We start from the raw sequence: 22191 nt of genomic DNA, 5'->3' as shown, positions 1-22191 counted from the left end.
CTCAGGTTGCTGGCGATCGCCGAATTACTGATTTTCCCACTGTTCGACCAGCTCATCCCAGTAGTCGGCGCTGAGTCGACGCCGCCCGTGCGCGAGCCAACCCTCGGTGTTGCGCTCCAGGTGCAACCCCAGTTCGGCGAACGGGTCGATCCACTCGCCGGGCTCGACACCGAGCCGGGTCAGCGCCGCGTTGATCGGCCACTGCTCGCGCGGCGCGTCCAACACGTCGTCGAAGCCTGGGCCCCACGACAGCGTCCCGCCCAGCCACACCGCCGCCGACTGGTAGCCGGTGCCACCGCCGAACTCCGCCTCCAGGTAGGCCACCGGCCCCGCCTCTGACCAGCGGGTCAGCGACTCGGTCAGCGTCGGCGACAGCACCAAGCCGAACGGGTGTTCGGCGCTGCGGTCGTCCGTCGTGAAATCCGGCAGCGACCCGGTCAGCTCCACCACCAACTGGGGCGTGACCGGCAACAACCCGAAATCCTGGCGCAGCTCGCCGAGGACCGCGTGATCCAGCTCAGCGGTGTGCTCGCGGAGCAGCTCGGCGTCCGCGACCACCGCGCTGAGCTGGTAAGCCATCGAGCCCTCCGCCGTCCACAGCCTGTGGATAGAACATGTGTACGACGGTTTCCGGCGAGCCGGCGTCGATTCCCGGACCGTACCCGCCCAGCGGCGACAGACTCCCTGCCGGGACCCGTTGTACGGTCCTGGTCATGGCTGACCAACTGACCGTCCCCGGTATGCCGTCCGCGCTCGTGCCCTCACCCGCGGGGCTCTGGCGGGTGGACGAGACGACCGGCACCGTGACGGTGTCGGCGCAGCCGCGCACGGACATCTTCATCGACCCGAGCGGAGTCGGCGTCGACGGGGACGAGAACGCCGCGCCCGTCCTCAACGCGGCGACGCTGCTCGGTGACCTGCCGCCGGAGGCTGACTTCCAGTTCAGCGCCCGGGTCAGCGTCGCCTTCGCCGCCACCTTCGACGCCGGGGTGCTGCTGCTCTGGCGTGACGAGCGGTGCTGGGGCAAGTTGTGCTTCGAGTTCTCACCCGAGGGTGAGCCCATGATCGTGTCCGTCATCTGCCGTGGTGTCGCCGACGACGCGAACGCCTTCGTCGTGGCCGACCGGTCGGTGTGGCTGCGCGTCTCGCGAATCGGCCGGGTCTACGCGTACCACGCCTCGGTCGACGGCAGGACCTGGCAGTTGATCCGCGTGTTCAGCTTCGACGGCGAGACGACCCGCGACCGGATCGGCTTCGCCGGTCAGTCGCCGACCGGCGACGGGTGCAACGTGACCTTCGATGAGATCAGCTTCCGGCCGGAACGCCTCGCCGACCTCCGCGACGGCTCCTGACGCAGGCCCTGTCCACAGCCTGTGGATAGAACATGTGTACGACGGATTCGCGCCCTGGTCAGAGCCGCATGGCGAGCCGGCTCACGAACGCGCGCCAGGTCGCCGGCGCGAAGGTGAGCGCCGGGCCGGTCGGGTCCTTGGAATCCCGTACGCCGATGACGCCGGGCAGATTGTCGGCGACCTCGACACATGCGCCGCCGTTGCCGCTGCTGCGGCTGCTCTTACGCCACCGTGCGCCGTTCAGCTCCATGTCTGCGCCACTTCCCTCATCAGGTCGACCGACTGCCAGTGGGACAGCGCCTCCCCGCGCACGTTCTCCCATGCCGCCATCATGGCCGCGATGTCCTCGGGGTCGCTAGCGACTTGTCCCTGGAGTTGGTTGTCCAGGTAGCCGGCGACCCGGTGGTCGTGGCTGTGCGCGATCACGAACGGCCCGTTCAACCCGGCGTAGGCGCCGACCGTGCTGGGCACGACGTGCACCCGGATGTGCGGTTCGGAGCACGCCGCGACGACGGCCAACAGTTGCTCGCGCATTGTCGATCCGCCGCCCACCGGGCGACGGATGACCGCCTCGTCGACGACCGCCGTGAACTGCGGCGGGTCATCCCGCTTGAGGACGCCCTGCCGGCCGAGCCGGACCGTGAGATGCCGCTCGATGTCGCCCCGGGGGATCAGACCCGCGCCGCTCAGCACCGCCCTGGCGTACGCCTCGGTCTGCAACAACCCCGGCAGCACGGTCGACTCAAACCAGCGCAGTGACACCGCCTCGCGCTCGATCTCCTGCCACGGACGAAACCAGATGGGGTCACGACGTCTTGAAGTGTCCGGCCAGATGTCCGACACGTCCTTGTGGAGGGCCTCCGCTGCCGCCAGGCGGTGCCGGGGGTGCGGGATGCGCCCCTCGGTCAATCAGCGCCCCACGGTCTTCGGGTCGACGCCGACCGTTTCGGCGAGGGATTCGGTGGTGTGCCCGGTGTCGCTGAGCGCCACCCGAAGCGCGTCGTTCACGGCCCCTCCATCGGATGTCTCGAATATCTGAGGACCATATCGCTACGCGGTGTACCTGTCCGGTGACGCGCGCGAGGGTGATCCGCAGAAGACGGCGAGGCCGGTGGAGGCGCAGGAGCCCGGCGGTCGGCGTCAGTCCGGGTGCCGCCCCGACGGGAAGGCGGGGCGGCACCCCTCCAGCCGCGCCCGCTTGCCGCGGCTATCCACACCGCCGCGCTCGCCGAAGGAGGCCTTGCCCATGCCCCGCCGCCGCTACCGGAAGCACCTGCCGACCCGACCCACCTGGCGCTGTGCCGCGTGCGGCATCGCCTGGCCCTGCTCGGCGGCGAAGCTGCGGCTGCTCGGCGAATACCGGCACGACCGGCTGGCGCTGACCGTCTACCTGGCGACGCTCCAAGCCGAGGCGAGCGCGCAGCTCAGCGAGGTTGACCCAAGCCGGCTGACCGGCCGCTTCCTCTCCTGGGCGCGCGCCCGCGCCTGAAGGGCGCCGGGTCGGGGCGGTTCCCGGCCGGAGAACGTCCAGGTGGTGGGCTGACGCCCGCAGAACGACTCAGGGCCGGTCCCCGTGGGGCCGGCCCTGTCGTTGGTGCTGCTCAGGTGAGCGGAGGATACGAGATTCGAACTCGTGAGGGTGTAAACCCAACACGCTTTCCAAGCGTGCGCCCTAGGCCTCTAGGCGAATCCTCCGCGAGCCAGGATACAGGCCTCCGTCGGCCGGGCCACCCCACCACCCCCTGAAGATCGACGGGCGGTCGGGTAGGCTGGGCGGTACCTCCCGTGCGGCGGTATCTCGTGAACCTCCCCAGGGCCGGAAGGCAGCAAGGATAAGCGAGCTCTGCCGGGTGCACGGGAGGCCTTTTTGTCTGTGGGCCGGTTGATCCACTCGACTTCCGTGATGTCGGCTGTCCCGGCCACGCGGACACCGCGGTTTCCAGGAAGCCGAGTCGATCACGCCCGAAGGCCCAGGCGCCGGGGTGGTGGGTGGTCACCCGCGCCCGACCGGCGCAGAATGGCTCGGTCGAGAGGAGGCGGGACGAGTGACGCTGGCGCTCTACCGCAAGTACCGGCCGCGTACCTTCGCTGAGGTCATCGGTCAGGAGCACGTGACCGAACCGCTGTCGCAGGCGCTGCGCAGCGGACGGCTCAACCACGCCTACCTCTTCTCCGGGCCGCGCGGCTGCGGCAAGACCTCCAGCGCCCGGATCCTGGCCCGCTCGCTCAACTGCGAGCAGGGCCCCACTCCCGAGCCGTGCGGCAAGTGTGAGTCCTGCCGCTCGCTGGCCACCGACGGTGCCGGTTCGATCGACGTGATCGAGATCGACGCGGCCAGCCACGGTGGTGTCGACGACGCCCGCGAGCTGCGTGAGCGCGCCTTCTTCGCGCCGGCCAGCAGCCGCTTCAAGATCTACGTCATCGACGAGGCGCACATGGTCTCGACCCAGGGCTTCAACGCCCTGCTCAAGCTGGTCGAGGAGCCGCCGGAGTACGTCAAGTTCATCTTCGCCACCACCGAACCGGAGAAGGTCCTCGGCACGATCCGTTCGCGGACCCACCACTACCCATTCCGGCTGATCCCGCCGAAGGTGCTCCGCCCGTACCTGGAGCAGCTCACCCAGGCCGAGGGCGTCGCCGTCGAGCCGGCGGTCTTCCCGCTGGTGGTCCGCGCCGGTGGAGGCAGCGCCCGGGACAGCCTCTCGGTGCTCGACCAGCTCATGGCCGGCGCAGGCCCGGAGGGTGTCACCTACGCGCGGGCCGCCGCGCTGCTCGGGGTCACCGACGCCGCGTTGATCGACGAGATGTGCGACGCGCTGGCCGCCGGGGACGGCGCCGCCGCGTACGCCACCGTCGACCGGGTCGCCGAGGCCGGGCACGACCCGCGCCGGTTCGCCGCCGACCTGCTGGAACGGCTACGCGACCTCATCGTGATCCAGCAGGTACCGGACGCCGCCGCGAAGGGCCTGATCGACGGCCCGGCCGACCAGATCGAGCGGATGGCCGCCCAGGCGTCGCAACTCGGCCCGGCCACGCTCTCCCGCTGCGCCGACATCGTGCACGACGGCCTGGTGGAGATGCGCGGCACCACCGCGCCCCGCCTGCTGCTGGAGCTGATCTGCGCCCGGATGCTGCTGCCCGGCGTGGACGACTCCACCGGCGGCCTCCTCCAGCGGCTCGAACGGATGGAACGTCGGCTCACCCTGAGCGGCACCGACGCGCCGTCGGCCGCCGCCGGCTCCGCGCCAGCAGCCCACCCAGGGGTACGCCCACAGCAGGCCCCACCGGTTCCGGCTGCCGCAGGCCCGGCACCCACCAACGCCCCGACCTCCGCACCGCCGTGGGAGGTCGACCCGGCGGCGTCCCCGACCCGGAACGCCGCCGACCTGAGCGCCGCGGCGTCGAGCGCTCCGGCCTCGGCCGGCCGGATCCCGACCGCTCCGGCGTCGAACGCACCGGCTTCTGGCGTCCCGACCTCGGGCGCGCCAGTGTCGGGCGTGCCGGCCTCGGCCGCCGACTCGCCCATCCCGGCGTCACCCGGTGCCACCGTCGGGCCGGCATCCGCTGACCAGGGCGCACCTGTCCCGCCCACCGGGCCGGGCACCGGCTCGCCCGCCCAGCGTCGCGTGGTGCCGCCGTCGGCGGTGCTCCCCGACCCGGCCACGCCCGTGCCACCCCGGCCGGGTGCGCCGGCTGCCGCGTTGGACGCGGTCGCGGTCCGCCGCGTCTGGCCCGACGTGGTCGGCAAGGTCAACCGGACCAACAAGCGGATCGCGGCCCTGATGCGCGACGCGGTGGTACGCGAACTCGACGGCGACATGCTGGTGCTCACGGTGAAGTCGACAGTGCTGGCCAAGATGATGGCCGACCACGCGGCTGTGCTGACCGACGCGCTCTACGAGGAGTTGGGCGGGCGCTGGCAGATCCGCTGCGAGGTGGCCGGCGAGCGCGGTGGCGTGTCGATGTCCGGCTCGCAGCGCTCACAACAGGCCGCTCCGGCCCGACCCGCCGCGCAGCCTGCTCCGCCGAACGCGACTGCTGCCGCCAGCCCGACGAGCGTGCCGCCCGCCGCACCCATCGCTACCAGCCCGACGACCGTGCCGCCCGCCGCAACCGACCCCGCCACCGCGCCGGACCTCAACGCCGTCTCGGGGCGGGCGAGCGCGCCGCCCGTCGCACCGATTGCTACCAGCCCGACGAGCGTGCCGCCCGCCGCACCGACCTCGCCCGTCGCTGCCGGGCCGACTCATGCGCCGTCCGGCGCGGCGAATGCGACCGGCGCCACCGGCCCGGGTGCGCGTGGCGCTGTCGGCGTGAACGGGAGCGGCTCCGGTGGTCACGGTGCGGGTCAGCAGGGCGCAGCACCGCGCACCGCTGCGGATGACCACGGTGCGGGTCGGCAGGGTGGAGCCCAGCCCGCTGCCGCAGACGGTCAGGGCGCGGGTGGGCCGGGCGCAGCGCAGCCCGGCGCGGCCGATGACGAGGACGACTGGCCGGAGGCGGCGCGCCCCGGCGGCGGTGCCTCCGCCGCAGCGGCGACCGATGACGAGGACTGGCCGGAGGCCGCCCGTCCCGGCGGCGCGTCGGCCAACGGGTCAGGCGCGGACGCCGCGTCGGGTGGCTCTGGCTCGGCCCCCGCATCGTCGGGCGCGAGCGGCGGCACCGCGAACGGCGGCACCGCGAACGGCGGTGGACCAGGCGTTGCGGGTGGCGCCGGGGCATCGGCCGGTGGCGGTAAGCCGGGTGGACGGGACAACCCGACACCGGCGGCCCGGCAGCCGGCGACAGCCGGTAACGCACCGGTGAGCAGCGCCATCGCCGCGGCTCGCGCGGCGGCGGCGGGGCGGGGTGCGCGTACCTCAGCGGCAGCCCGGCCCGTCGCGGACGCCGAATGGGCCGGCGAGCCTCCCTACGACCCGGACTTCGACGGCCCGACGCGCGGTGGCCGGCCGGGCGGCGCGGCGCCGGCGACCCCGGTCTACGAGGGGTTCGACCCGGGCGACGAGCCGTTGGACGAGGTCATCGACGAGAAGACCGCCCGGGAGTCCAGCGAGGAGCAGGCGGTACGGCTGCTCCGGGAGACCTTCGGAGCGGAAAAGATCAACGAGGTCGACGCCCGCTAAGGTCCGCCCCCGCGCGTCGATCATGGAGTTGTGGTGGGTGACAAAGCGCCCGGCGTGCGTCTATTCGGGCACCACAACTCCATGATCGACACGATCGGGGGCGGGGTTCTGCTTTTCGGCTAGCAGGACGCCGAGGCAGCAGGCCCAGAGGGGAAAGGGGAGCACGGCGACCCGTTCCATGCCACCCACCCCGATCCCGATGCCCTGCTGGGCGAAGAACAACACCGTCCCGACCAGGGCGATGAGCCCGGCGGTGAGGGTGAGCGGTCGCCACCGGCCGAGCGTCGTGGTGCTCGGCGCGAAGCCGGCGAGGAGCAGGCCGACGTTGCCCAGACCCATGATCAGGAATGCGCCGAGGACGTGCAGGTTCTCGTCGACGTCGGCCGGGTAGAGCGCCGCCAGGGCGTACCCGCCGGTGGCCAGGAGCAGGAGCGTCTGGGCCGAGCGCACCACGCCGCCACGACCGAGGAGTCGCCAGGTCAGCAGGAGCCCGGCGGCGAGCAGCACGGCGGTGAGCAGCATCGCGGCGTTCATCAGCGGGTGCCAGGGTGAGCAGACGTAGCGGGGTCTGGTGGTGTCCCAGATGCCGCAATGGGCGTTGCCGAGGTCGCTGATGTTGTGCAGGGCCCAGCTGTAGGTCGGCTCGCGCCACCGCAGGCCGGTGACCAGACTGGCGACGAGGAAGATCGGTGCGGCAGCGGCCCAGCACAGCGCGCCGACCCGGCCGGTGGGGTTGAGATTCATGCCACGAGCACACCAGCGCGACGGGTCCCGGCGCACTACCGGCAGATGCCCGGTTCGGGGTAGTGGTAGCCGTACCCGTTGCGGGTGGACGGCCCCGGCGTGGGCGGACGCCTCCGAGCGGGGCGGAGTCGGTCCCAGCGGATAGGCTGGGCGGCGGCCGAGCAGACGAGTGCGAGAAGGAGCCATCCCGTGCGCCCAGGTGGACAGCCGAACATGCAGCAGATGCTGAAGCAGGCGCAGAAGATGCAGCAGCAGATCGCCGCCGCCCAGGCTGAGCTGGCCGAGGCCGAGCTGACCGGCACCGCCGGCGGTGGGCTGGTCACCGCGACCGTCTCCGGCTCCGGTGAGCTCAAGGCCATCAAGATCGACCCGAAGGCCGTCGACCCGGATGACGTGGAGACGCTGGAGGACCTGGTCGTCGCGGCCGTGCACAACGCCGCCGAGGCGGCCCGGGAGCTGACCGAGCGCAAGATGGGCCCGGTCGCCGGTGGCATGGGCGGCCTCGGCCTGCCCGGTTTCTGAGCCGGCAGATGTACGAAGGTGCCATCCAGGACCTGATCGACGAGCTGGGTCGGCTGCCGGGCGTGGGCCCGAAGAGCGCTCAGCGGATCGCGTTCCACGTCCTGTCGGCGGACCCTGCCGACGTCAACCGGCTGGCCGGCGCGCTGCGTAAGGTCAAGGAGCTGGTGCGGTTCTGCACGACCTGCTACAACGTGGCCGAGTCCGAGCAGTGCCGGATCTGCCGCGACCCGCGCCGCACCGACGAGGTGCTGTGCGTGGTGGAGGAGCCCAAGGACGTGGTGGCCATCGAGCGGACCGGTGAGTTCCGCGGTCGCTATCACGTGCTGGGCGGCGCGATCAATCCGCTGGAGGGGATCGGCCCGGACAATCTGCGCATCCGGGAGCTGCTGATCCGGCTCGGTGGTGGCGGGGTGCGGGAGTTGATCCTGGCCACGGATCCGAACACCGAGGGCGAGGCGACCGCCACCTACCTGGCCCTGATGGTGAAGCCGATGGGCATCGCGGTGACCCGGCTGGCCAGTGGGCTGCCGGTCGGCGGCGACCTGGAGTACGCCGACGAGATCACCCTGGGTCGGGCCTTCGAGGGTCGCCGGGCCGTCTGATTTGTACCCCCGGGGGGTGGTGTCGTCCATGACGATGCCACCCCCTTACGGCGCCTGGCCCGACACGGATCGATGTGTCGCCCTATGTATTCGCCGTGCCGTCGACTGTCAGACCCTCGCCTAAGGTGTCGGCTTGATAGCGATTGCCTAACGCCCGTTCCGCTGCACGTGTGACATGTCATAGCCTCCCGCACACGGACCGAGCCACAACTCGGTGTGGTCATCCGCATGACAGAGGTGAGAGATGCAGGCGAGAAGGCTAAAAACGGCTGTGGCCATCGCGGCCGTTGCCGCTCTGGCGGTCGGCGCGGCCGGCTGCGCGGAGAGCGAGCGCGACGGTGACACTGGCGAAGCCAAGACTGGCGGCACCTTCATCTTCGCGGGTGCCGGCGATCCGAAGAACTTTGATCCGATCTTCAACGATGACGGCGAGTCGTTCCGGCCGGTCCGGCAGATGTTCGACACCCTGGTGAGCCACAAGCCGGGTACGGCGGAGCTTCAGGGCGGTCTGGCCGAGACCTGGGAGCACGACCCGGCCGGCAAGGTCTGGACGTTCAAGCTCCGCCAGGGAGTGAAGTTCCACGACGGCACCCCGTTCAACGCTGCCGCGGTCTGCTTCAACTTCGACCGCTGGTACAACATGAAGGGCGCTGCCGCCCAGTCCCAGATGATCTACTACATGGACACCTTCGGCGGGTTCGCCAAGAACGAGGCCGAGGGCGCCGGCGAGTCGATCTACAACAAGTGCGAGGCCAAGGACGACGGGACCGCCGTCCTGACCCTGAACAAGTACAAGGGCGCCTTCCCGGGTGCCTTCGCGCTGACCTCGCTGTCGATCGCGAGCCCCGAGGCGCTGAAGAAGTACGACGCCGACGCGGTGAAGCAGAACGGCGACTCGTTCGAGTACAGCGCCTTCGCCACCACCAACCCGGTCGGCACCGGGCCGTTCACCTTCGGTGGCTGGGACAAGGCCAAGAACGAGATCACCCTGAACCGCAACGCGGACTACTTTGGCGACAAGGCCAAGGTGGACAAGATGATCATCAAGGTCATCAAGGACGAGAGCACCCGCAAGCAGGAGCTCCGTGCCGGCACCGTCCAGGGCATCGACTTCCCGGCCCCGGCCGACCGCAAGGCGCTTGAGGGCGAGGGCTTCCAGGTCATCAACCGCCCGGCCTTCAACATCCTCTACCTCGGCATCAACCAGAAGAACCCGAAGCTGAAGGACCTGCGGGTGCGCCAGGCGATCGCCTACGCGCTCAACCGTCAGCAGCTGGTGCAGACCAAGGGCCCGGGTGGCGCGAAGGTCGCTGACGAGTTCATGCCGGACACCGTGCTCGGCTACGCCCCGGACGTGCAGAAGTACGAGTACAACCCGGAGAAGGCCAAGCAGCTCCTCAAGGACGCTGGCGCCGAGGGTCTGACGCTCAACTTCTACTACCCGCCGGACGTCTCCCGGCCGTACATGCCGAACCCGCAGGAGATCTTCACCGTCCTCGCCAACGACCTCCAGGCCGTCGGTATCAAGGTCAACGCGACGCCGCGCCCGTGGAACGGTGGCTTCAAGGACGACGTGCAGCAGTTCGGCAAGCACGACCTGCACATCCTCGGCTGGACCGGTGACTACAACGACCCGGGCAACTTCGTCGGCACGTTCTTCGGCCGCGCCAAGGCCGAGTTCGGCGACCAGGCGATGACCGAGATGTTCGACGCCATCGAGAAGGCCGACGCCACCGTCGACGACGCGGGCAAGAAGGCGGCCTGGGAGCAGGTCAACCGGGACATCGCCGCCAAGTGGCTGCCGGCCGTGCCGGTCTGGCACGCCCCGCCGGCCATCGTCGTCACCAAGGATGTCAAGGGCCTGGTGGCCAGCCCGCTGACCGACGAGCGATTCAACACGGTCAGCATCAGCAAGTGACGTCCCTCGGCTGAGGCCGTAGGCGTGATCGGCCCGGGTCCGGGGTTCCTCCCGGCCCGGGCCGATCCGCGATCTTTGAGAGTCTGGTGTGTGAGAGATGTTGCGAGTCATAATCCGCCGCCTGTTGCAGCTGGTGGTGACCCTGATAGCGCTGTCAGCGCTGATCTTCATCTGGCTGCGGAACCTACCCGGCGGCACGGTTGAGGCGTTGCTCGGCGAGCGGGCCACGCCCGAGCGTCGTGAGCTGCTGACCAAGGCGCTCGGCTACGACCAGCCGATCCTGGTGCAGTACGGCAAGTTCATGCAGCGGGTGGTGACTGGCGATTTCGGCAACTCGATCCGGACCGGTGACCCGGTCACCGAGGTCATCAGCCGAGCCTTCCCGGCCACCATCGAGCTGGCCCTCGCCGCGATGATCATCGCCGTCGGCCTCGGAATACCGCTCGGTTACCTCGCCGCCCGCTGGCGCGGACGGTGGCCGGACAACCTCACCATCGCCGGCACCCTCCTCGGCATCTCCATCCCGATCTTCTTCCTGGGCTACCTGCTCAAGGACGTCTTCACCCAGAACATCCACTGGTTCCCGCCGTCCGGGCGGCTCACCACCGGCCTGGACAACACGAACGTCACCGGGTTCTTCGTCCTCGACGGCCTGTTGACCCGGGAGTTCGACGCCAGCGCAGACGCGTTGTGGCACCTGATCCTGCCCGCGATCACGCTCGCCACCATCCCGCTGGCGGTGATCGTGCGGATCACCCGGGCCAGCGTGCTCGACGTGCTCAACGAGGACTACGTACGGACCGCCGAGGCCAAGGGCCTGCGGCACCGCACCATCCGCGGTCGGCACATCCTGCGCAACGCGTTGCTGCCGGTGGTCACCACCATCGGCCTGCAGACCGGTGCGCTGCTCTCCGGCGCGGTGCTCACCGAGAAGGTCTACAACTGGGGCGGCATCGGCACGCTGATCACCGACTCGATCAGCGGCGGCCGGGACTATCCGGTGCTCCAGGCGATCATCCTGCTGGCCGCGCTGGTATTCGTGGTGGTCAACCTGTTGGTCGACCTCTCCTACGCCTTCATCGACCCGAGGGTGCGTGTGCGATGAGTGACCCGATCACCCAGGCCGGCACGCCGGCTCCCCGCCCCGGGGACGACAAGCCCCGCCCCGGCATGAGCGAGCGCAGCATCGGCCTGCTCGGCGACCGCAAGAAGGCACGGCTGGACGAGCTGGCGCAGGCGAGTGCGGCCGACCGGGGCGGAATCAGCCTCGTCCGCGATGCCGTACGCCGACTGCGGCGCAACCCCGTCGCCATCGTCGGGGCCGTCATCGTGGGGCTGTTCGTCCTGGTGGCGCTCTTCGCTCCGCTGATCGCGCCGCACGATCCGGTGCAGCGCTTCGACGAGCTGACGAAGGGCCTCACGGTGGACACCATCCCGGGGGCCAGCAGCGAGTTCCCGTTCGGCTCCGATCCGCTCGGCCGGGACTTCCTGTCCCGCATGATCTACGGCGCCCGGCAGACGCTCTTCGTGGGCGTGCTCGCCACCCTCATCGGTCTCGCGCTCGGCGTGCTGATCGGCGCGATCGCCGGTGCCTTCGGGGGCTGGGTCGACGTGGTTCTGATGCGCCTCACCGACGTGATGCTGGCCCTGCCGAGCCTGCTGCTCGCGATCACCCTGGTCGCGATGGCCAGCCGGTCGAGCCAGTGGACGGTCATCTTCGCGGTGGCCATCGTGAGCGTGCCGATCTTCGCCCGGCTGCTCCGCGGCTCGATGCTCGCCCAGCGGGAGAGCGACCACGTGCTCGCCGCCCGCGCGCTCGGCGTCAAGGAGCGCAACATCGTGCTGCGGCACATGCTGCCCAACTCGCTCACCGCGGTGATCGTGCAGGCCACCCTGACCTTCGCGGTGGCCATCCTGGACGCTGCGGCGCTCTCCTTCCTGGGCCTCGGTGACCCGGACATCAACCGGGCCGAGTGGGGCCTGATGCTCGGTGTCGACGGTCAGCGTTACTTCGAGGTCCGCCCGGAGCTGGCGTACTACCCGGCGCTCGCGATCATCGTGGTCGCGCTCGGCTTCACCCTGCTGGGCGAGGCGATGCGCGAGGCCATCGACCCGAAGAACCGGCGGTGACCGCCGTGCGCGCAACCAGCACGGCCGCACCCTGCCTCGGGCGAGCCCGAGGAGTGAGCTCGCGAGCCCCACAGTCGCGAGCGAAGGACCACAGCAGTGAGGAAGTGACCCGATGAGCCTGCTCGACGTCCGTGACCTGAGCGTCGTGTTCCAGCGGCGAGGCGAGCGACCCTTCACCGCCGTCGACAAGGTCAGTTTCACCGTGGAGCCTGGGCAGACCGTCGGCCTGGTCGGCGAGTCCGGCTGCGGCAAGAGCGTGACCAGCCTGGCCATCATGGGCCTGCTGCCCAAGCGGGGCAACAAGGTCACCGGGGAGGTGCTCTTCGAGGGCACCGACCTGCTGAAGCTGCGCCCGGACGACATGCGCGACCGGCGCGGCCGGGAGATCAGCATGATCTTCCAGGACCCGCTCTCCTCGCTGAATCCGGTCATCCCGATCGGGGTCCAGGTCGCCGAGGTGTTGGAGCGTCACCAGGGCCGGGACCGCAAGCAGGCGCTGCGGGAGTCACGGGACCTGCTCGATGCGGTCGGTATCCCCGACCCGCAGCGGCGGCTCTCGGAGTATCCGCACCAGATCTCCGGAGGTATGCGCCAGCGCGCGCTGATCGCCATCGCGCTGGCCTGCAAGCCTCGGTTGCTGATCGCCGACGAGCCGACCACGGCGCTCGACGTGACCATCCAGGCGCAGATCCTCACTCTGCTCAAGCAGTTGGTTGATGACACCGGCACCGCGCTGGTCATGATCACGCACGATCTGGGCGTGGTGGCCGGGCTCTGCGACACGGTCAACGTGCTCTACGGCGGCAAGGTGGTCGAACGGGAACGGCGGCACGAGCTGTTCGCGCACGCCCGGCACCCGTACACGCACGGGCTGCTCAGCTCGGTGCCCCGGCTCGACTCGCCCCGGGGTGAGCGGCTGCACGCGATCCGCGGGTCGGTCTCCGACAACATCCCCTGGGTCGAGGGGTGCGCGTTCGCGCCGCGCTGCGACAACGTCGTGGACGCGTGCCTGGAAGGGCCTCCGCCGCTCGAACCCACCGCCACCGGCGGCGACCTCCGCTGCAACAACCCCGTCTCCGAGGAGGTGGCGGTCCGATGACCGAAGAGACCACTCCGCTGATCGAGCTGCGCGACATCAAGGTCCACTTTCCGATCAAGAGCGGCCTGCTCTTCGACCGGACCGTCGGTTACGTCTACGCAGTGGACGGCGTGTCACTGAGCATCCGCAAGGGTGAGACGTACGGCCTGGTCGGCGAGTCGGGCTGTGGCAAGTCGACGTTGGGCCGGGGCCTGCTGCGACTCGTCGAACCCACCGAGGGTGAGATCGTCTTCGACGGCACCGACGTCCGTGCTCTCAAGGGCGAGGCGATGCGCCAGGCCCGCCGCCGGATGCAGATGATCTTCCAGGACCCGCTGTCCAGCCTCGACCCCCGACAGTCGGTGGAGTCCCTGCTGGTGGAGGGGCTCAAGGCGCACGGGCTGGCCGGCGACAAGGCGGAGACGAACCGGCGGCTGCGCGAGACGCTGGAGGCGGTCGGCCTGCCCGCGTCGGCGCTGGGCAAGTACCCGCACGAGTTCTCCGGCGGCCAGCGCCAGCGGATCGGCATCGCCCGGGCGCTGGTGCTCAACCCGGACCTGATCGTCGCCGACGAGCCGGTCTCCGCGCTGGACGTGTCGATCCAGGCGCAGGTGCTCAACCTGCTGGAGGACCTGCAGAACGAGCGTGGGCTGACGTACCTGATCATCGCGCACGATCTGGCGGTGGTCCGGCACATCGCCGACACGGTAGGCGTCATGTACCTGGGCGGGCTGGTGGAGGAGGCGTCCAGCGACGACCTCTACCGCGAGCCGATGCACCCGTACACCCGGGCTCTCATGTCGGCGGTGCCGGTGCCCGACCCGCTGGTGGAGGACCGCCGGGAGCGCATCCTGCTCGCCGGTGACCTGCCCTCCCCGACCAACCCGCCGTCGGGCTGCCGGTTCCACACCCGGTGCCCGTGGGCCCAGCCGACCCGGTGCTCCGACGAGCGGCCGGCACTGCGCGACGTGGTCGGCGGGCACCGGGTGGCCTGCCACTTCGCCGAGGACATCGCCGCCGGCCGGATCCGGCCGCACGAGGTCGAGGTCGAGTTGGTCCGTCCGGTGGAGGGCACAGGTCCAGTCGACCCCCCGGGCGAGCTGATCCCGACCCCGTGACACCGCCAGGGGCCGTCCCGTCCCGGGACGGCCCCTGGGCGGTTCAGCCGTGCGGCGGCGGTTCAGCCCTGCGGGCGGTTGAGCAGGCCCACCGCGACGCCGTGCACCGCGTCCAGCCCTGCCGGGTCGGCCAACGCCACCGACGCGCCGGTGACCACGTACCACTCGTCGGCGTCCTTGTACTGCACCCGCAGGGTGACCTTGCCGTCCGCGTACTCGGTGCGCAGGGTCAGGTCGCCGGTGACGACGCCGACCTCGTCGGTCATCACCCCGCCAGGACCGGGCACGATGTCGGCGGTGCGGCTCTGCGGGCCAGCCGCGCCGCCCGAATCGGCGACCATGCCGGCACCCGGCACGGCGGCGGGTGTCTCGGCGGTGCCGTCCGCGGTCATGCCGGCGGCGGCCGGGCCGCTCTCCTCGGCGGCCGTCACGACTCGTTTCCCACTGTGCAGCCCTCCAACATGTCGGTCAGGGCAGCCTTCTCGGCGCTGGTCACCGTCAGCCGCCAGTAGTGCTTGACCGTCACCCAGCTTTCGGCGTACTTGCACCAGTACTCGCGGTTCGCCGGCTTCCACTGGGACGGGTCCTGGTCACCCTTTGCCCGGTTCGAGGACGCGGAAACCGCGAGGAGCTGCGGACGTGTCGTGTCGTTGGCGAAGTCGCCGCGCTTGCGGTCATCCCACTCGTCGGCACCCGAGCGCCACGCGTTGGCCAACGGCACCATGTGATCGATGTCCACATCGGCGGGATCGGCGGCACTGCGGCCGTCGTACACGCTCTCCCAGCGACCACCGACCACGTTGCAGCCGGAGAGTTTCACGTCCTTGCCGTCGCGCTGGAGAATGCTGTCCCGCACGTCGCAGTTCTTGCCGGTGTCCCGCCAGTGCGGGAAGTGGTCCCGGCTGTAGCCCTTCATCGAGCCGGCGGTGGCGACGGTGAGCTGACCGAGCTGCTGCACGGCATTGCCGCCGTCACTCGACGGCGGAGTGTCCGGCTCGTCCTGCGGGACGCAACCGGCCACGCCGAGCGCCAGCGTCGCGGCGAGCGCGACCACCGCCGCTCGCGGTCCTGATGTGGTACGCACAGACGACACCTCTCCAGCTTGCGGTCTCCCGGCGATTGCGCACAGTACCCGGGGATGGTTTTGGCATTTCGTGGCGTCTCCCACATCATGCAGGGCAGATTGGTGGGATGACCGCACCCGTACCGGCGTCTGCCCTCCGGATGGGCACTGCCGCCGGCCGTGGGACGCTGCTCGCCGCTGTACTCGCCTCAGGCATGGTCTTCCTCGACAGCACTGTCGTCAACGTGGCGCTGCCGAAGCTCGGGCAGGATCTCGGCGCGAACGTGGCCGATCTCCAGTGGACCATCAACGGCTACCTGTTGATGCTGGCGGCGTTCGTGCTGCTCGGCGGCGCACTCGGGGACCGCTTCGGTCGGCGACGCATCTTCCTCATCGGCGTGGTCTGGTTCACCGCCGCGTCCGTGCTGTGCGGGCTGGCCCAGGGCACCGGTTGGCTGATCGCGGCCCGGTTCCTCCAGGGTGCCGGTGGCGCGTTGCTCACGCCCGGGTCGCTGTCGGTGCTCCAGTCCGGCTTCCACCCGGACGACCGGGGCCGGGCGATCGGCGCCTGGGCCGGGCTGTCCGGGGTGTCCACCGCGCTCGGCCCGTTCATCGGCGGCTGGCTGATCGACGCGCTCTCCTGGCGCTGGATCTTCTTCCTCAACCTGCCGATCGCCGTGCTGGTGGTGCTGGCCGCGATGCGCTGGGTGCCGGAGAGTCGCGACGAGAGCGCCTCCCGGACCGAAGACCCGGGGCGGACCCGACGGCGGTTCGACGTCGCGGGAGCCCTGCTCGGAGCACTCGCGCTCGCCGGCGTCACGTACGCCCTGATCGACGCCCCGGCGCGCGGTTTCGACTCCGCGCCGGTGCTCATCGCGGCGCTGGTCGGAGTGCTGTCGGCGGTGTCCTTCGTCCTGTTGGAACGGCGGCGTGGCGACGCCGCGATGCTGCCCACCGGGCTGTTCAGCAGCCGGCTCTTCTCGGTGCTGAACATCTTCACCGTGGTCGTCTACGCGGCGCTCGGCGGCTTCACCTTCTTCTTCGCCGTCTACCTGCAGAACGTGGTCGAGTGGTCGGCCTTCCGCACCGGCATCGCGCTGCTGCCGATGACCCTGCTGCTGTTGGTCGGGTCGGCCCGAGCTGGGGCGTTGTCGGCCCGGATCGGCCCGCGGCTGCCGTTGGCCATCGGGCCGGTGGTGGCCGCGATCGGTCTGTTGCTGCTGCGCGGCGTGCGACCGGGCGCGTCGTACTGGACCGACGTGCTGCCCGGGGTGCTGCTCTTCGGCATCGGGCTGACCCTGGTCGTGGCACCACTGACCGCGTCGGTGCTGGCCGCCGTGCAGGACCGGTTCTCCGGTGTCGCCAGCGGCTTCAACAACGCGGCGTCCCGGGCCGGTGGGCTGCTCGCGGTGGCGGCGCTGCCGCTGCTGGTCGGCCTGTCCGGGGGCGGGTACGAGCAGAAGGCCGAGCTGACCGACGCGTTCCGGGGCGCGATGGAATGGTGCGCCGGCCTGCTCGTGGCCGGGGCGGTGCTGGCCCTCGTGCTGGTGCACCGACCGCCCCGGGCAGCCCCGCCGTCGCAGCCCTGCCACTCGATGCCCGCCGCGACACCCCCGAAGTAGCTGCCCCGGGGGTGTCGCGCGTCGGTCAGCGGCGGGCGCGGTTGACGGCGCTGGTGACCGCCTTGATCGAGGCGGTGACGATGTTGGCGTCGGTGCCGACACCCCAGACCGTCCGACCGTCCACCTCGCACTCCACGTACGCGGCGGCCTGCGCGTCCCCACCGGAGGAGAGCGCGTGCTCGTGGTAGTCGAGCACCCGCACGCCCACCCCGATCGAGTGCAGCGCGTTGACGTACGCGTCGATCGGGCCGTTGCCGACCGCGGCGAGCGTGCGCCGCTCGTCGCCCACGCCGACCTGGGCCTCGATCTCGACCTTGCCGTCGATCGTGCCGATCGTGTAGCTGGCCAACCGGACCGCCGGGTCGGGCTGGTGGTCGAGCAGGTAGTGCGTCGCGAAGATCTCCCACATGGCGCCCGGGTCGACCTCGCCACCGTCGTGGTCGGTGACCTGCTGCACCACCCCGGAGAACTCGATCTGGAGCCGCCGGGGCAGGTCCAGTTGGTGCTCGCTCTTCATGATGTACGCGACGCCGCCCTTACCGGACTGCGAGTTGACCCGGATGACCGCCTCGTAGGTGCGGCCCAGGTCCTTCGGGTCGATCGGCAGGTACGGCACGGCCCAGGTGTGCTCGTCCACCGGTACGCCGGCAGCCTTCGCGTCGGCGGCCAGGGCGTCGAAGCCCTTCTTGATGGCGTCCTGGTGGGAGCCGGAGAAGGCGGTGTAGACCAGGTCGCCCGCGTACGGGTGGCGCTCGTGCACCGGCAGTTGGTTGCAGTATTCAACCGCGCGCCGGATCTCGTCGATGTTCGAGAAGTCGATCATCGGGTCGATGCCCTGGGAGAAGAGGTTGAGCCCCAGCGTCACCAGGTCCACGTTGCCGGTGCGCTCGCCGTTGCCGAACAGGCAGCCCTCGATCCGGTCCGCGCCCGCCAGCAGGCCCAGCTCGGCGGCGGCCACCCCGGTGCCCCGGTCGTTGTGCGGGTGCAGGCTCAGGATCACGCTGTCGCGGCGCGGCAGGTGCCGGTGCATCCACTCGATAGAGTCGGCGTACACGTTGGGGGTGGCCATCTCGACGGTGGCCGGCAGGTTGATGATCAGCGGCCGGTCCGGCGTCGGGTCGATCACGTCGATCACCCGGGAGCAGACCTCCAGCGCGTACTCCAGCTCGGTGCCCGTGTACGACTCCGGCGAGTACTCGTAGAAGATGTCGGTGTCCGGGGTGTGGATCTCCGCGTACTTCTGGCAGAGCCGCGCGCCGGTCGTGGCGATGTCGGAGATGCCGTCCCGATCGAGGCCGAAGACCACCCTGCGCTGGAGGGTGGAGGTCGAGTTGTAGAAGTGCACGATGGCCCGCTTCGCGCCGCGCAGCGACTCGAAGGTCCGCTCGATGAGGTGCTCCCGGCACTGCGTGAGCACCTGGATGGTCACGTCGTCCGGGATCATGTCCTGCTCGATGAGCTGCCGGACGAAGTCGAAGTCGGTCTGGCTGGCCGACGGGAAGCCGACCTCGATCTCCTTGTAGCCCATCTGGACCAGCAGCTGGAACATCCGCCGCTTGCGCTCGGGCGACATCGGGTCGATCAGGGCCTGGTTGCCGTCGCGGAGATCCACGGCGCACCAGCGAGGGGCGGCCTCGACGGCGCGGGTGGGCCAGGTGCGGTCGGGCAGTTCGACCCGGAACTGCTCCTGGTACGGCTGGTAGCGGTGGTACGGCATCCGGCTCGGGCGTTGCCGAGCGAACGGGTCGGTCTCGGCGTCGGTGACAGGTTGAGCCATCTCAGAGTGCTCCCTGGAACATGTGGCGTCAGCAGATCGGAAGGTGTCGGCGAGATGCCGGGCAACGGTGCGCGGCGGTGCCGAGAAGAAACTCGGATGTGCTGGACGGCGCGATGCAACTCCGCGACGAGGTGCCGGCCGGTCAGGCCTCGTCGCGGCGGCTAAGGAGAACAAGCGCCTGCCACATGACCAGGTCACCCTACGTGATGAAACGGGGGGTGGGAAGGTCGGTCCGGACTATGGGACCGGCGTCATGGTCCGCTCCGGCGCCGCAGCACCCAGCCGCGGTGTCCGCCCGGCCCAACCCACCACGGGTACGATCGCCAGCCCGACCAGCACGAAGATCGCTGCGGCCGGTAACCATCCCCACCCGCCGGTGGTCACCCCGAGCGCGGTCAGACCGACTGGGGCGATCAGGTACTGCACCTGGGAGCCGAGCCGGAACGCCCCCACGTACGCGCCGCGCTGGTCGGCCGGCGGCAGGGTGGCGGTGAGGCCCCAGGCGCCCGCCGACTCGATCAGCTCGGCCAGGATCAGCACCGTCGCGGCGGCCACCAGCACCACCACGGTGAGCGCGCCCCGGGTCAGCCCGGAGATCGGCAGGACCAGGCAGAACAGGGCGATCAGCAGGGCTCCCCGGCGAGAGGCCCGAGCCGCGCCCGACGCGGTGTCGGCGCCCCGGCTGGCGCGTACCTGGAGCAGCACGATCAGGACCGTGTTGAGCAGCACCAGCCCGGCGATGATCGTCTTCGGGGCGTCGGTGTGGGTGAGGATCCACAGCGGCATCACCGTCAGGTAGAGCGTCTGGTGCGCGGTGAGCAGCCCGGAGAGCAGGGACACCACCATGAACGGGCGGTCCCGCAGCACGGCGAGGCGACTCATCGGCTCCGTCGGCCGGGCCACCTGCGGCAGCCGGGGCAGTCGCCGCACGAAGATAGCCGTGACCAGGAAGACCATCGAGATGAACCACACCATCCCCCGGTACGCCTCGATGGTGTCCACAGCCAGCACCAGGCCGCTGATCACCGCTCCCAGCCCGAAGCCGACGTTCAGCGACGAGCGCTGGTACGCCATCGCCGTGACCCGTTCTTCCGGGGCCAGTGCGTTGATCGAGTAGACCTGCACCGCCACGCCGCTCGCCGATTCCACGGCGGCCAGCGCCACCACCACGGCGAGGAACCCGGCGAAGCCGCCCACGAACGGGTAGGTCGCGAAGAGCGCCGCGTCCAGAACCAGCCCGACGATCCAGACCCGCTGCGGTCCGTACCGGTCGGTGAGCCCGCCCAGCGGCACCGTGCCCAGCAGCGACACCCCCGCCGCGATGGACAGCCCCAGCCCGACCTGGGCGGCGCTGAGCCCCAGCGCCCGGGTGAAGAAGACGGCGCTGCCGGCGTGGAACAGGCCGCTGCCGACGGCGTAGACCATCGCCTGCACGGCCAGGGCGCGGGTCAGCCCGGCCGGCGGTACGACGTTTCGGACAGCGATGCGGATGGTTTCTCTGGCCCCCATGGCCCGGCAGTGAACCGTGCCCCCACGACCTCGGTCGAGCCTTTTAGGCTGAGTCAAATCCTGCGCCGGGGGTGCCCTTGTCCGAGTTGCGGTTCAGTCTGGCCGACGTTGCGGGAGTGCGACTCGCCGTGTCGCCGGTCAACGAGACGGTCATGAGCATGTGGGCGCTGGCCAGCCCGATTCACTACGCGGTGCATCTGCCCTGGATCGACCGGGCCCGGGCGACTCTGCGTCGTCCGGAGGTGGCCGACCGGGTCCGACCGCTGGTGGAGCTGGCCCGGCCACGTTGCTGGCTGCCCGACTTCCTCACCCCGGCGGCCCGTCCGAACGTGGAGATCGCCGAGCAGCTCGACCAGATCGCGGCGACGCCACCGGACGTGGTGGTCCAGGATCTGCTGGCGACCACCCCGCGTCGGCCGTTGAGCGCGTACGGGCGGGCACTGCTAGCCGAGCCCCGCGAGCTGCTGCCGCAGCTCGTCGACGCGGTGCGGGTCTGGTACGACGAGGCGATCGCCCCGGACTGGCCGCGGATGCGCGCGCTGCTCGACGCCGACGTGGCGTACCGCGCCGCTCAGCTCGCCGAGGGCGGAGCCGGTCAGTTCTTCGAGCAGCTCCACCCGAGTCTGCGCTGGCACGGTGACCGGGTGGTCAGCGACGACCCGTTCGAGCGGGACTTCGACCTCCGCGGTCGTGGGTTGGCGCTGAACCCGACGGTGTTCACCGAGCGGCGGGTGCTGTGGAACCTGCTGGAGGATTCCATGCCGGCCGGCGCGTATCCGGTCCGCGGGGTCGGGACGCTCTGGGAGGCGACCGGCACGCCGCCCGGCGACCCGCTGGCCCGGGTGATCGGCCCTGGCCGTGCCGCCCTGCTGCACCTGCTCGACGCCGCGGCCACCACCACCGGCCTGGCGCGACTCACCGGGATGTCCGCCGGGAACGTCTCCCAGCACCTGGCCGCGCTGCACGCCGCCGGGCTGGTCCACCGGTCCCGACAGGGTCGGCACGTCCTCTACCGCAACAGCGACGCCGCGAGGGTCCTGCTCCGGGCCAGTCGGGGCGGATGACCGACGGGTTGATCAGGCGAGCAGCAGGTCGGCGACCGGGCGGCGGCGGCGCAGGCCGATCTCCCGGGCACGCAGGTCGGGCGGGAGGGCGAACGGGTCCCCGAGCCGGCCCACGGCGGCGACCACCAGTGGACGGACGTCGCCGGGCAGGTCGAGCTCGGTCGCGAGGCTGGCCTGGTCGAAGCGGGTGAGCTGGCGCACGTGCAGGCCGAGCGCGGTGGCCTGCAACGTCAGGTGGGCGATCGCCTGACCGAGGTCGTACGCGGCCCGCTCGGCGTCGCCGCCGGTGTGTGCGCCGACCACCAGGGTGGCGGCGTGTCGAGCCCATCCCTGGTCGCTCCCCGGGAGGCTGATCAGGATGCGCTTCCATGTCTCGTCTTCCCGGTGGCCCACGGCGAACCGCCAGGGCTGCCGGTTCTCCGCCGAGGGCGCCCAGCGCGCCGCTTCCAGCAGCGAGGCCGCCTCGTCCGGGGTCAGCTCGGCGCTGGGGTCGAAGGCCCAGGGGCTCCAGCGGTAGGCGAGCAGCGGGGTCAGGTCAGCCATGGCATGAATCGTCCTGTATGGGTGAT

Annotated in this window: 21 protein-coding genes, 1 tRNA gene and 1 other RNA gene; 13 read left to right on the top strand and 10 right to left on the bottom strand. The window is 70.7% G+C overall.

The window, feature by feature from the left end:
• Window positions 1-24 precede the first annotated feature (24 nt).
• Window positions 25-579 (bottom strand): hypothetical protein, encoded by a 555-nt coding sequence (locus HNR22_RS18170; protein WP_179781362.1) that lies wholly within the window; start codon window positions 577-579, stop codon window positions 25-27.
• A gap of 134 nt (window positions 580-713) precedes the next feature.
• Here HNR22_RS18170 and HNR22_RS18165 point away from each other — a divergent pair, with 134 nt between their 5' ends.
• A complete protein-coding gene (locus HNR22_RS18165; RefSeq protein ID WP_179781361.1) occupies window positions 714-1352 on the top strand; it encodes a DUF1349 domain-containing protein in 639 nt (212 codons plus the stop codon).
• A 58-nt stretch (window positions 1353-1410) separates the two neighbouring features.
• On the opposite strand, the gene HNR22_RS18160 is transcribed toward HNR22_RS18165, so the two are convergent.
• Both HNR22_RS18160 and HNR22_RS18155 read right to left on the bottom strand, forming a co-directional pair.
• On the bottom strand, window positions 1411-1602 hold the full coding sequence (locus HNR22_RS18160; RefSeq protein WP_179781360.1) for a DUF397 domain-containing protein: 192 nt from the start codon (window positions 1600-1602) through the stop codon (window positions 1411-1413).
• The gene (locus HNR22_RS18155; protein ID WP_343060041.1) at window positions 1593-2246 is read right to left on the bottom strand and encodes a DUF5753 domain-containing protein; all 654 of its coding nucleotides are present in this window, start codon (window positions 2244-2246) and stop codon (window positions 1593-1595) included. The genes HNR22_RS18160 and HNR22_RS18155 overlap by 10 nt, the downstream gene beginning before the upstream one ends.
• Before the next feature lie 352 nt (window positions 2247-2598).
• On the opposite strand from HNR22_RS18155, the gene HNR22_RS18150 reads away from it, so the two are divergent.
• Entirely contained in the window at window positions 2599-2841 is a 243-nt protein-coding gene (locus tag HNR22_RS18150; RefSeq protein WP_179781359.1) for a flavin reductase, read from the top strand.
• 121 nt (window positions 2842-2962) lie between these two features.
• Here the strand turns inward: HNR22_RS18150 and HNR22_RS18145 are convergent.
• Window positions 2963-3047 (bottom strand) — tRNA-Ser (locus HNR22_RS18145).
• 82 nt (window positions 3048-3129) lie between these two features.
• On the opposite strand from HNR22_RS18145, the gene ffs reads away from it, so the two are divergent.
• Together ffs and HNR22_RS18135 are read left to right on the top strand one after the other, a co-directional pair.
• Window positions 3130-3219: signal recognition particle sRNA small type (gene ffs, locus HNR22_RS18140), an RNA gene on the top strand.
• Window positions 3220-3397: 178 nt separating this feature from the next.
• Window positions 3398-6475 carry a DNA polymerase III subunit gamma and tau gene (locus HNR22_RS18135; protein ID WP_179781358.1) on the top strand — a complete coding sequence of 1026 codons (3078 nt, stop codon included), beginning with the start codon at window positions 3398-3400 and terminating at the stop codon, window positions 6473-6475.
• A gap of 60 nt (window positions 6476-6535) precedes the next feature.
• Here HNR22_RS18135 and HNR22_RS18130 read toward each other — a convergent pair whose 3' ends face one another.
• Window positions 6536-7219 (bottom strand): DUF998 domain-containing protein, encoded by a 684-nt coding sequence (locus HNR22_RS18130; RefSeq protein ID WP_179781357.1) that lies wholly within the window; start codon window positions 7217-7219, stop codon window positions 6536-6538.
• A gap of 213 nt (window positions 7220-7432) precedes the next feature.
• Between HNR22_RS18130 and HNR22_RS18125 the strand changes: the two genes are divergently transcribed.
• From HNR22_RS18125 to HNR22_RS18095, 7 genes are all read left to right on the top strand, one after another.
• A complete protein-coding gene (locus HNR22_RS18125) occupies window positions 7433-7741 on the top strand; it encodes a YbaB/EbfC family nucleoid-associated protein (RefSeq protein WP_007466279.1) in 309 nt (102 codons plus the stop codon).
• 8 nt (window positions 7742-7749) lie between these two features.
• Window positions 7750-8343: a recombination mediator RecR gene (recR, locus tag HNR22_RS18120; protein ID WP_179781356.1), complete on the top strand. Its 594-nt coding sequence runs from the start codon at window positions 7750-7752 to the stop codon at window positions 8341-8343.
• Between the two features lie 244 nt (window positions 8344-8587).
• Complete coding sequence (locus tag HNR22_RS18115) at window positions 8588-10261, top strand: ABC transporter substrate-binding protein (protein ID WP_179781355.1); 1674 nt, start codon at window positions 8588-8590, stop codon at window positions 10259-10261.
• Window positions 10262-10358: 97 nt separating this feature from the next.
• Window positions 10359-11366, top strand: a complete 1008-nt coding sequence (locus HNR22_RS18110; RefSeq protein WP_179781354.1) for an ABC transporter permease — start codon at window positions 10359-10361, stop codon at window positions 11364-11366.
• A gap of 65 nt (window positions 11367-11431) precedes the next feature.
• Window positions 11432-12391 carry an ABC transporter permease gene (locus HNR22_RS18105; RefSeq protein ID WP_218908005.1) on the top strand — a complete coding sequence of 320 codons (960 nt, stop codon included), beginning with the start codon at window positions 11432-11434 and terminating at the stop codon, window positions 12389-12391.
• Between the two features lie 112 nt (window positions 12392-12503).
• Window positions 12504-13490 (top strand): ABC transporter ATP-binding protein, encoded by a 987-nt coding sequence (locus HNR22_RS18100; RefSeq protein ID WP_179781353.1) that lies wholly within the window; start codon window positions 12504-12506, stop codon window positions 13488-13490.
• A complete protein-coding gene (locus HNR22_RS18095) occupies window positions 13487-14587 on the top strand; it encodes an ABC transporter ATP-binding protein (protein WP_179781352.1) in 1101 nt (366 codons plus the stop codon). Before HNR22_RS18100 ends, HNR22_RS18095 begins: the two co-directional genes overlap by 4 nt.
• A 62-nt stretch (window positions 14588-14649) precedes the next feature.
• On the opposite strand, the gene HNR22_RS18090 is transcribed toward HNR22_RS18095, so the two are convergent.
• A complete protein-coding gene (locus tag HNR22_RS18090) occupies window positions 14650-15039 on the bottom strand; it encodes a hypothetical protein (RefSeq protein ID WP_179783604.1) in 390 nt (129 codons plus the stop codon).
• Window positions 15015-15671, bottom strand: a complete 657-nt coding sequence (locus HNR22_RS18085; protein WP_179781351.1) for a GmrSD restriction endonuclease domain-containing protein — start codon at window positions 15669-15671, stop codon at window positions 15015-15017. The genes HNR22_RS18090 and HNR22_RS18085 overlap by 25 nt, the downstream gene beginning before the upstream one ends.
• Window positions 15672-15778: 107 nt before the next feature.
• Between HNR22_RS18085 and HNR22_RS18080 the strand changes: the two genes are divergently transcribed.
• Complete coding sequence (locus HNR22_RS18080; protein ID WP_179781350.1) at window positions 15779-17272, top strand: MFS transporter; 1494 nt, start codon at window positions 15779-15781, stop codon at window positions 17270-17272.
• 25 nt (window positions 17273-17297) lie between these two features.
• On the opposite strand, the gene leuA is transcribed toward HNR22_RS18080, so the two are convergent.
• Both leuA and HNR22_RS18070 read right to left on the bottom strand, forming a co-directional pair.
• Window positions 17298-19049, bottom strand: a complete 1752-nt coding sequence (leuA, locus tag HNR22_RS18075; RefSeq protein WP_179781349.1) for a 2-isopropylmalate synthase — start codon at window positions 19047-19049, stop codon at window positions 17298-17300.
• Window positions 19050-19286: 237 nt separating this feature from the next.
• Complete coding sequence (locus tag HNR22_RS18070) at window positions 19287-20558, bottom strand: MFS transporter (RefSeq protein WP_179781348.1); 1272 nt, start codon at window positions 20556-20558, stop codon at window positions 19287-19289.
• 71 nt (window positions 20559-20629) lie between these two features.
• On the opposite strand from HNR22_RS18070, the gene HNR22_RS18065 reads away from it, so the two are divergent.
• Window positions 20630-21622 (top strand): ArsR/SmtB family transcription factor, encoded by a 993-nt coding sequence (locus HNR22_RS18065; protein ID WP_343059860.1) that lies wholly within the window; start codon window positions 20630-20632, stop codon window positions 21620-21622.
• 12 nt (window positions 21623-21634) lie between these two features.
• Here the strand turns inward: HNR22_RS18065 and HNR22_RS18060 are convergent, their stop codons facing one another.
• Window positions 21635-22165, bottom strand: coding sequence for a nitroreductase family protein (locus HNR22_RS18060; protein ID WP_179781346.1), 531 nt, complete (start codon window positions 22163-22165; stop codon window positions 21635-21637).
• Window positions 22166-22191: the final 26 nt, after the last annotated feature.

This window comes from Micromonospora jinlongensis, from assembly GCF_013410645.1.
GTDB classification, from domain to species: domain Bacteria; phylum Actinomycetota; class Actinomycetes; order Mycobacteriales; family Micromonosporaceae; genus Micromonospora; species Micromonospora zamorensis.
Note: the sequence above shows the minus strand (reverse complement) of the source record. Positions and strands in the feature narration are given on the sequence as shown.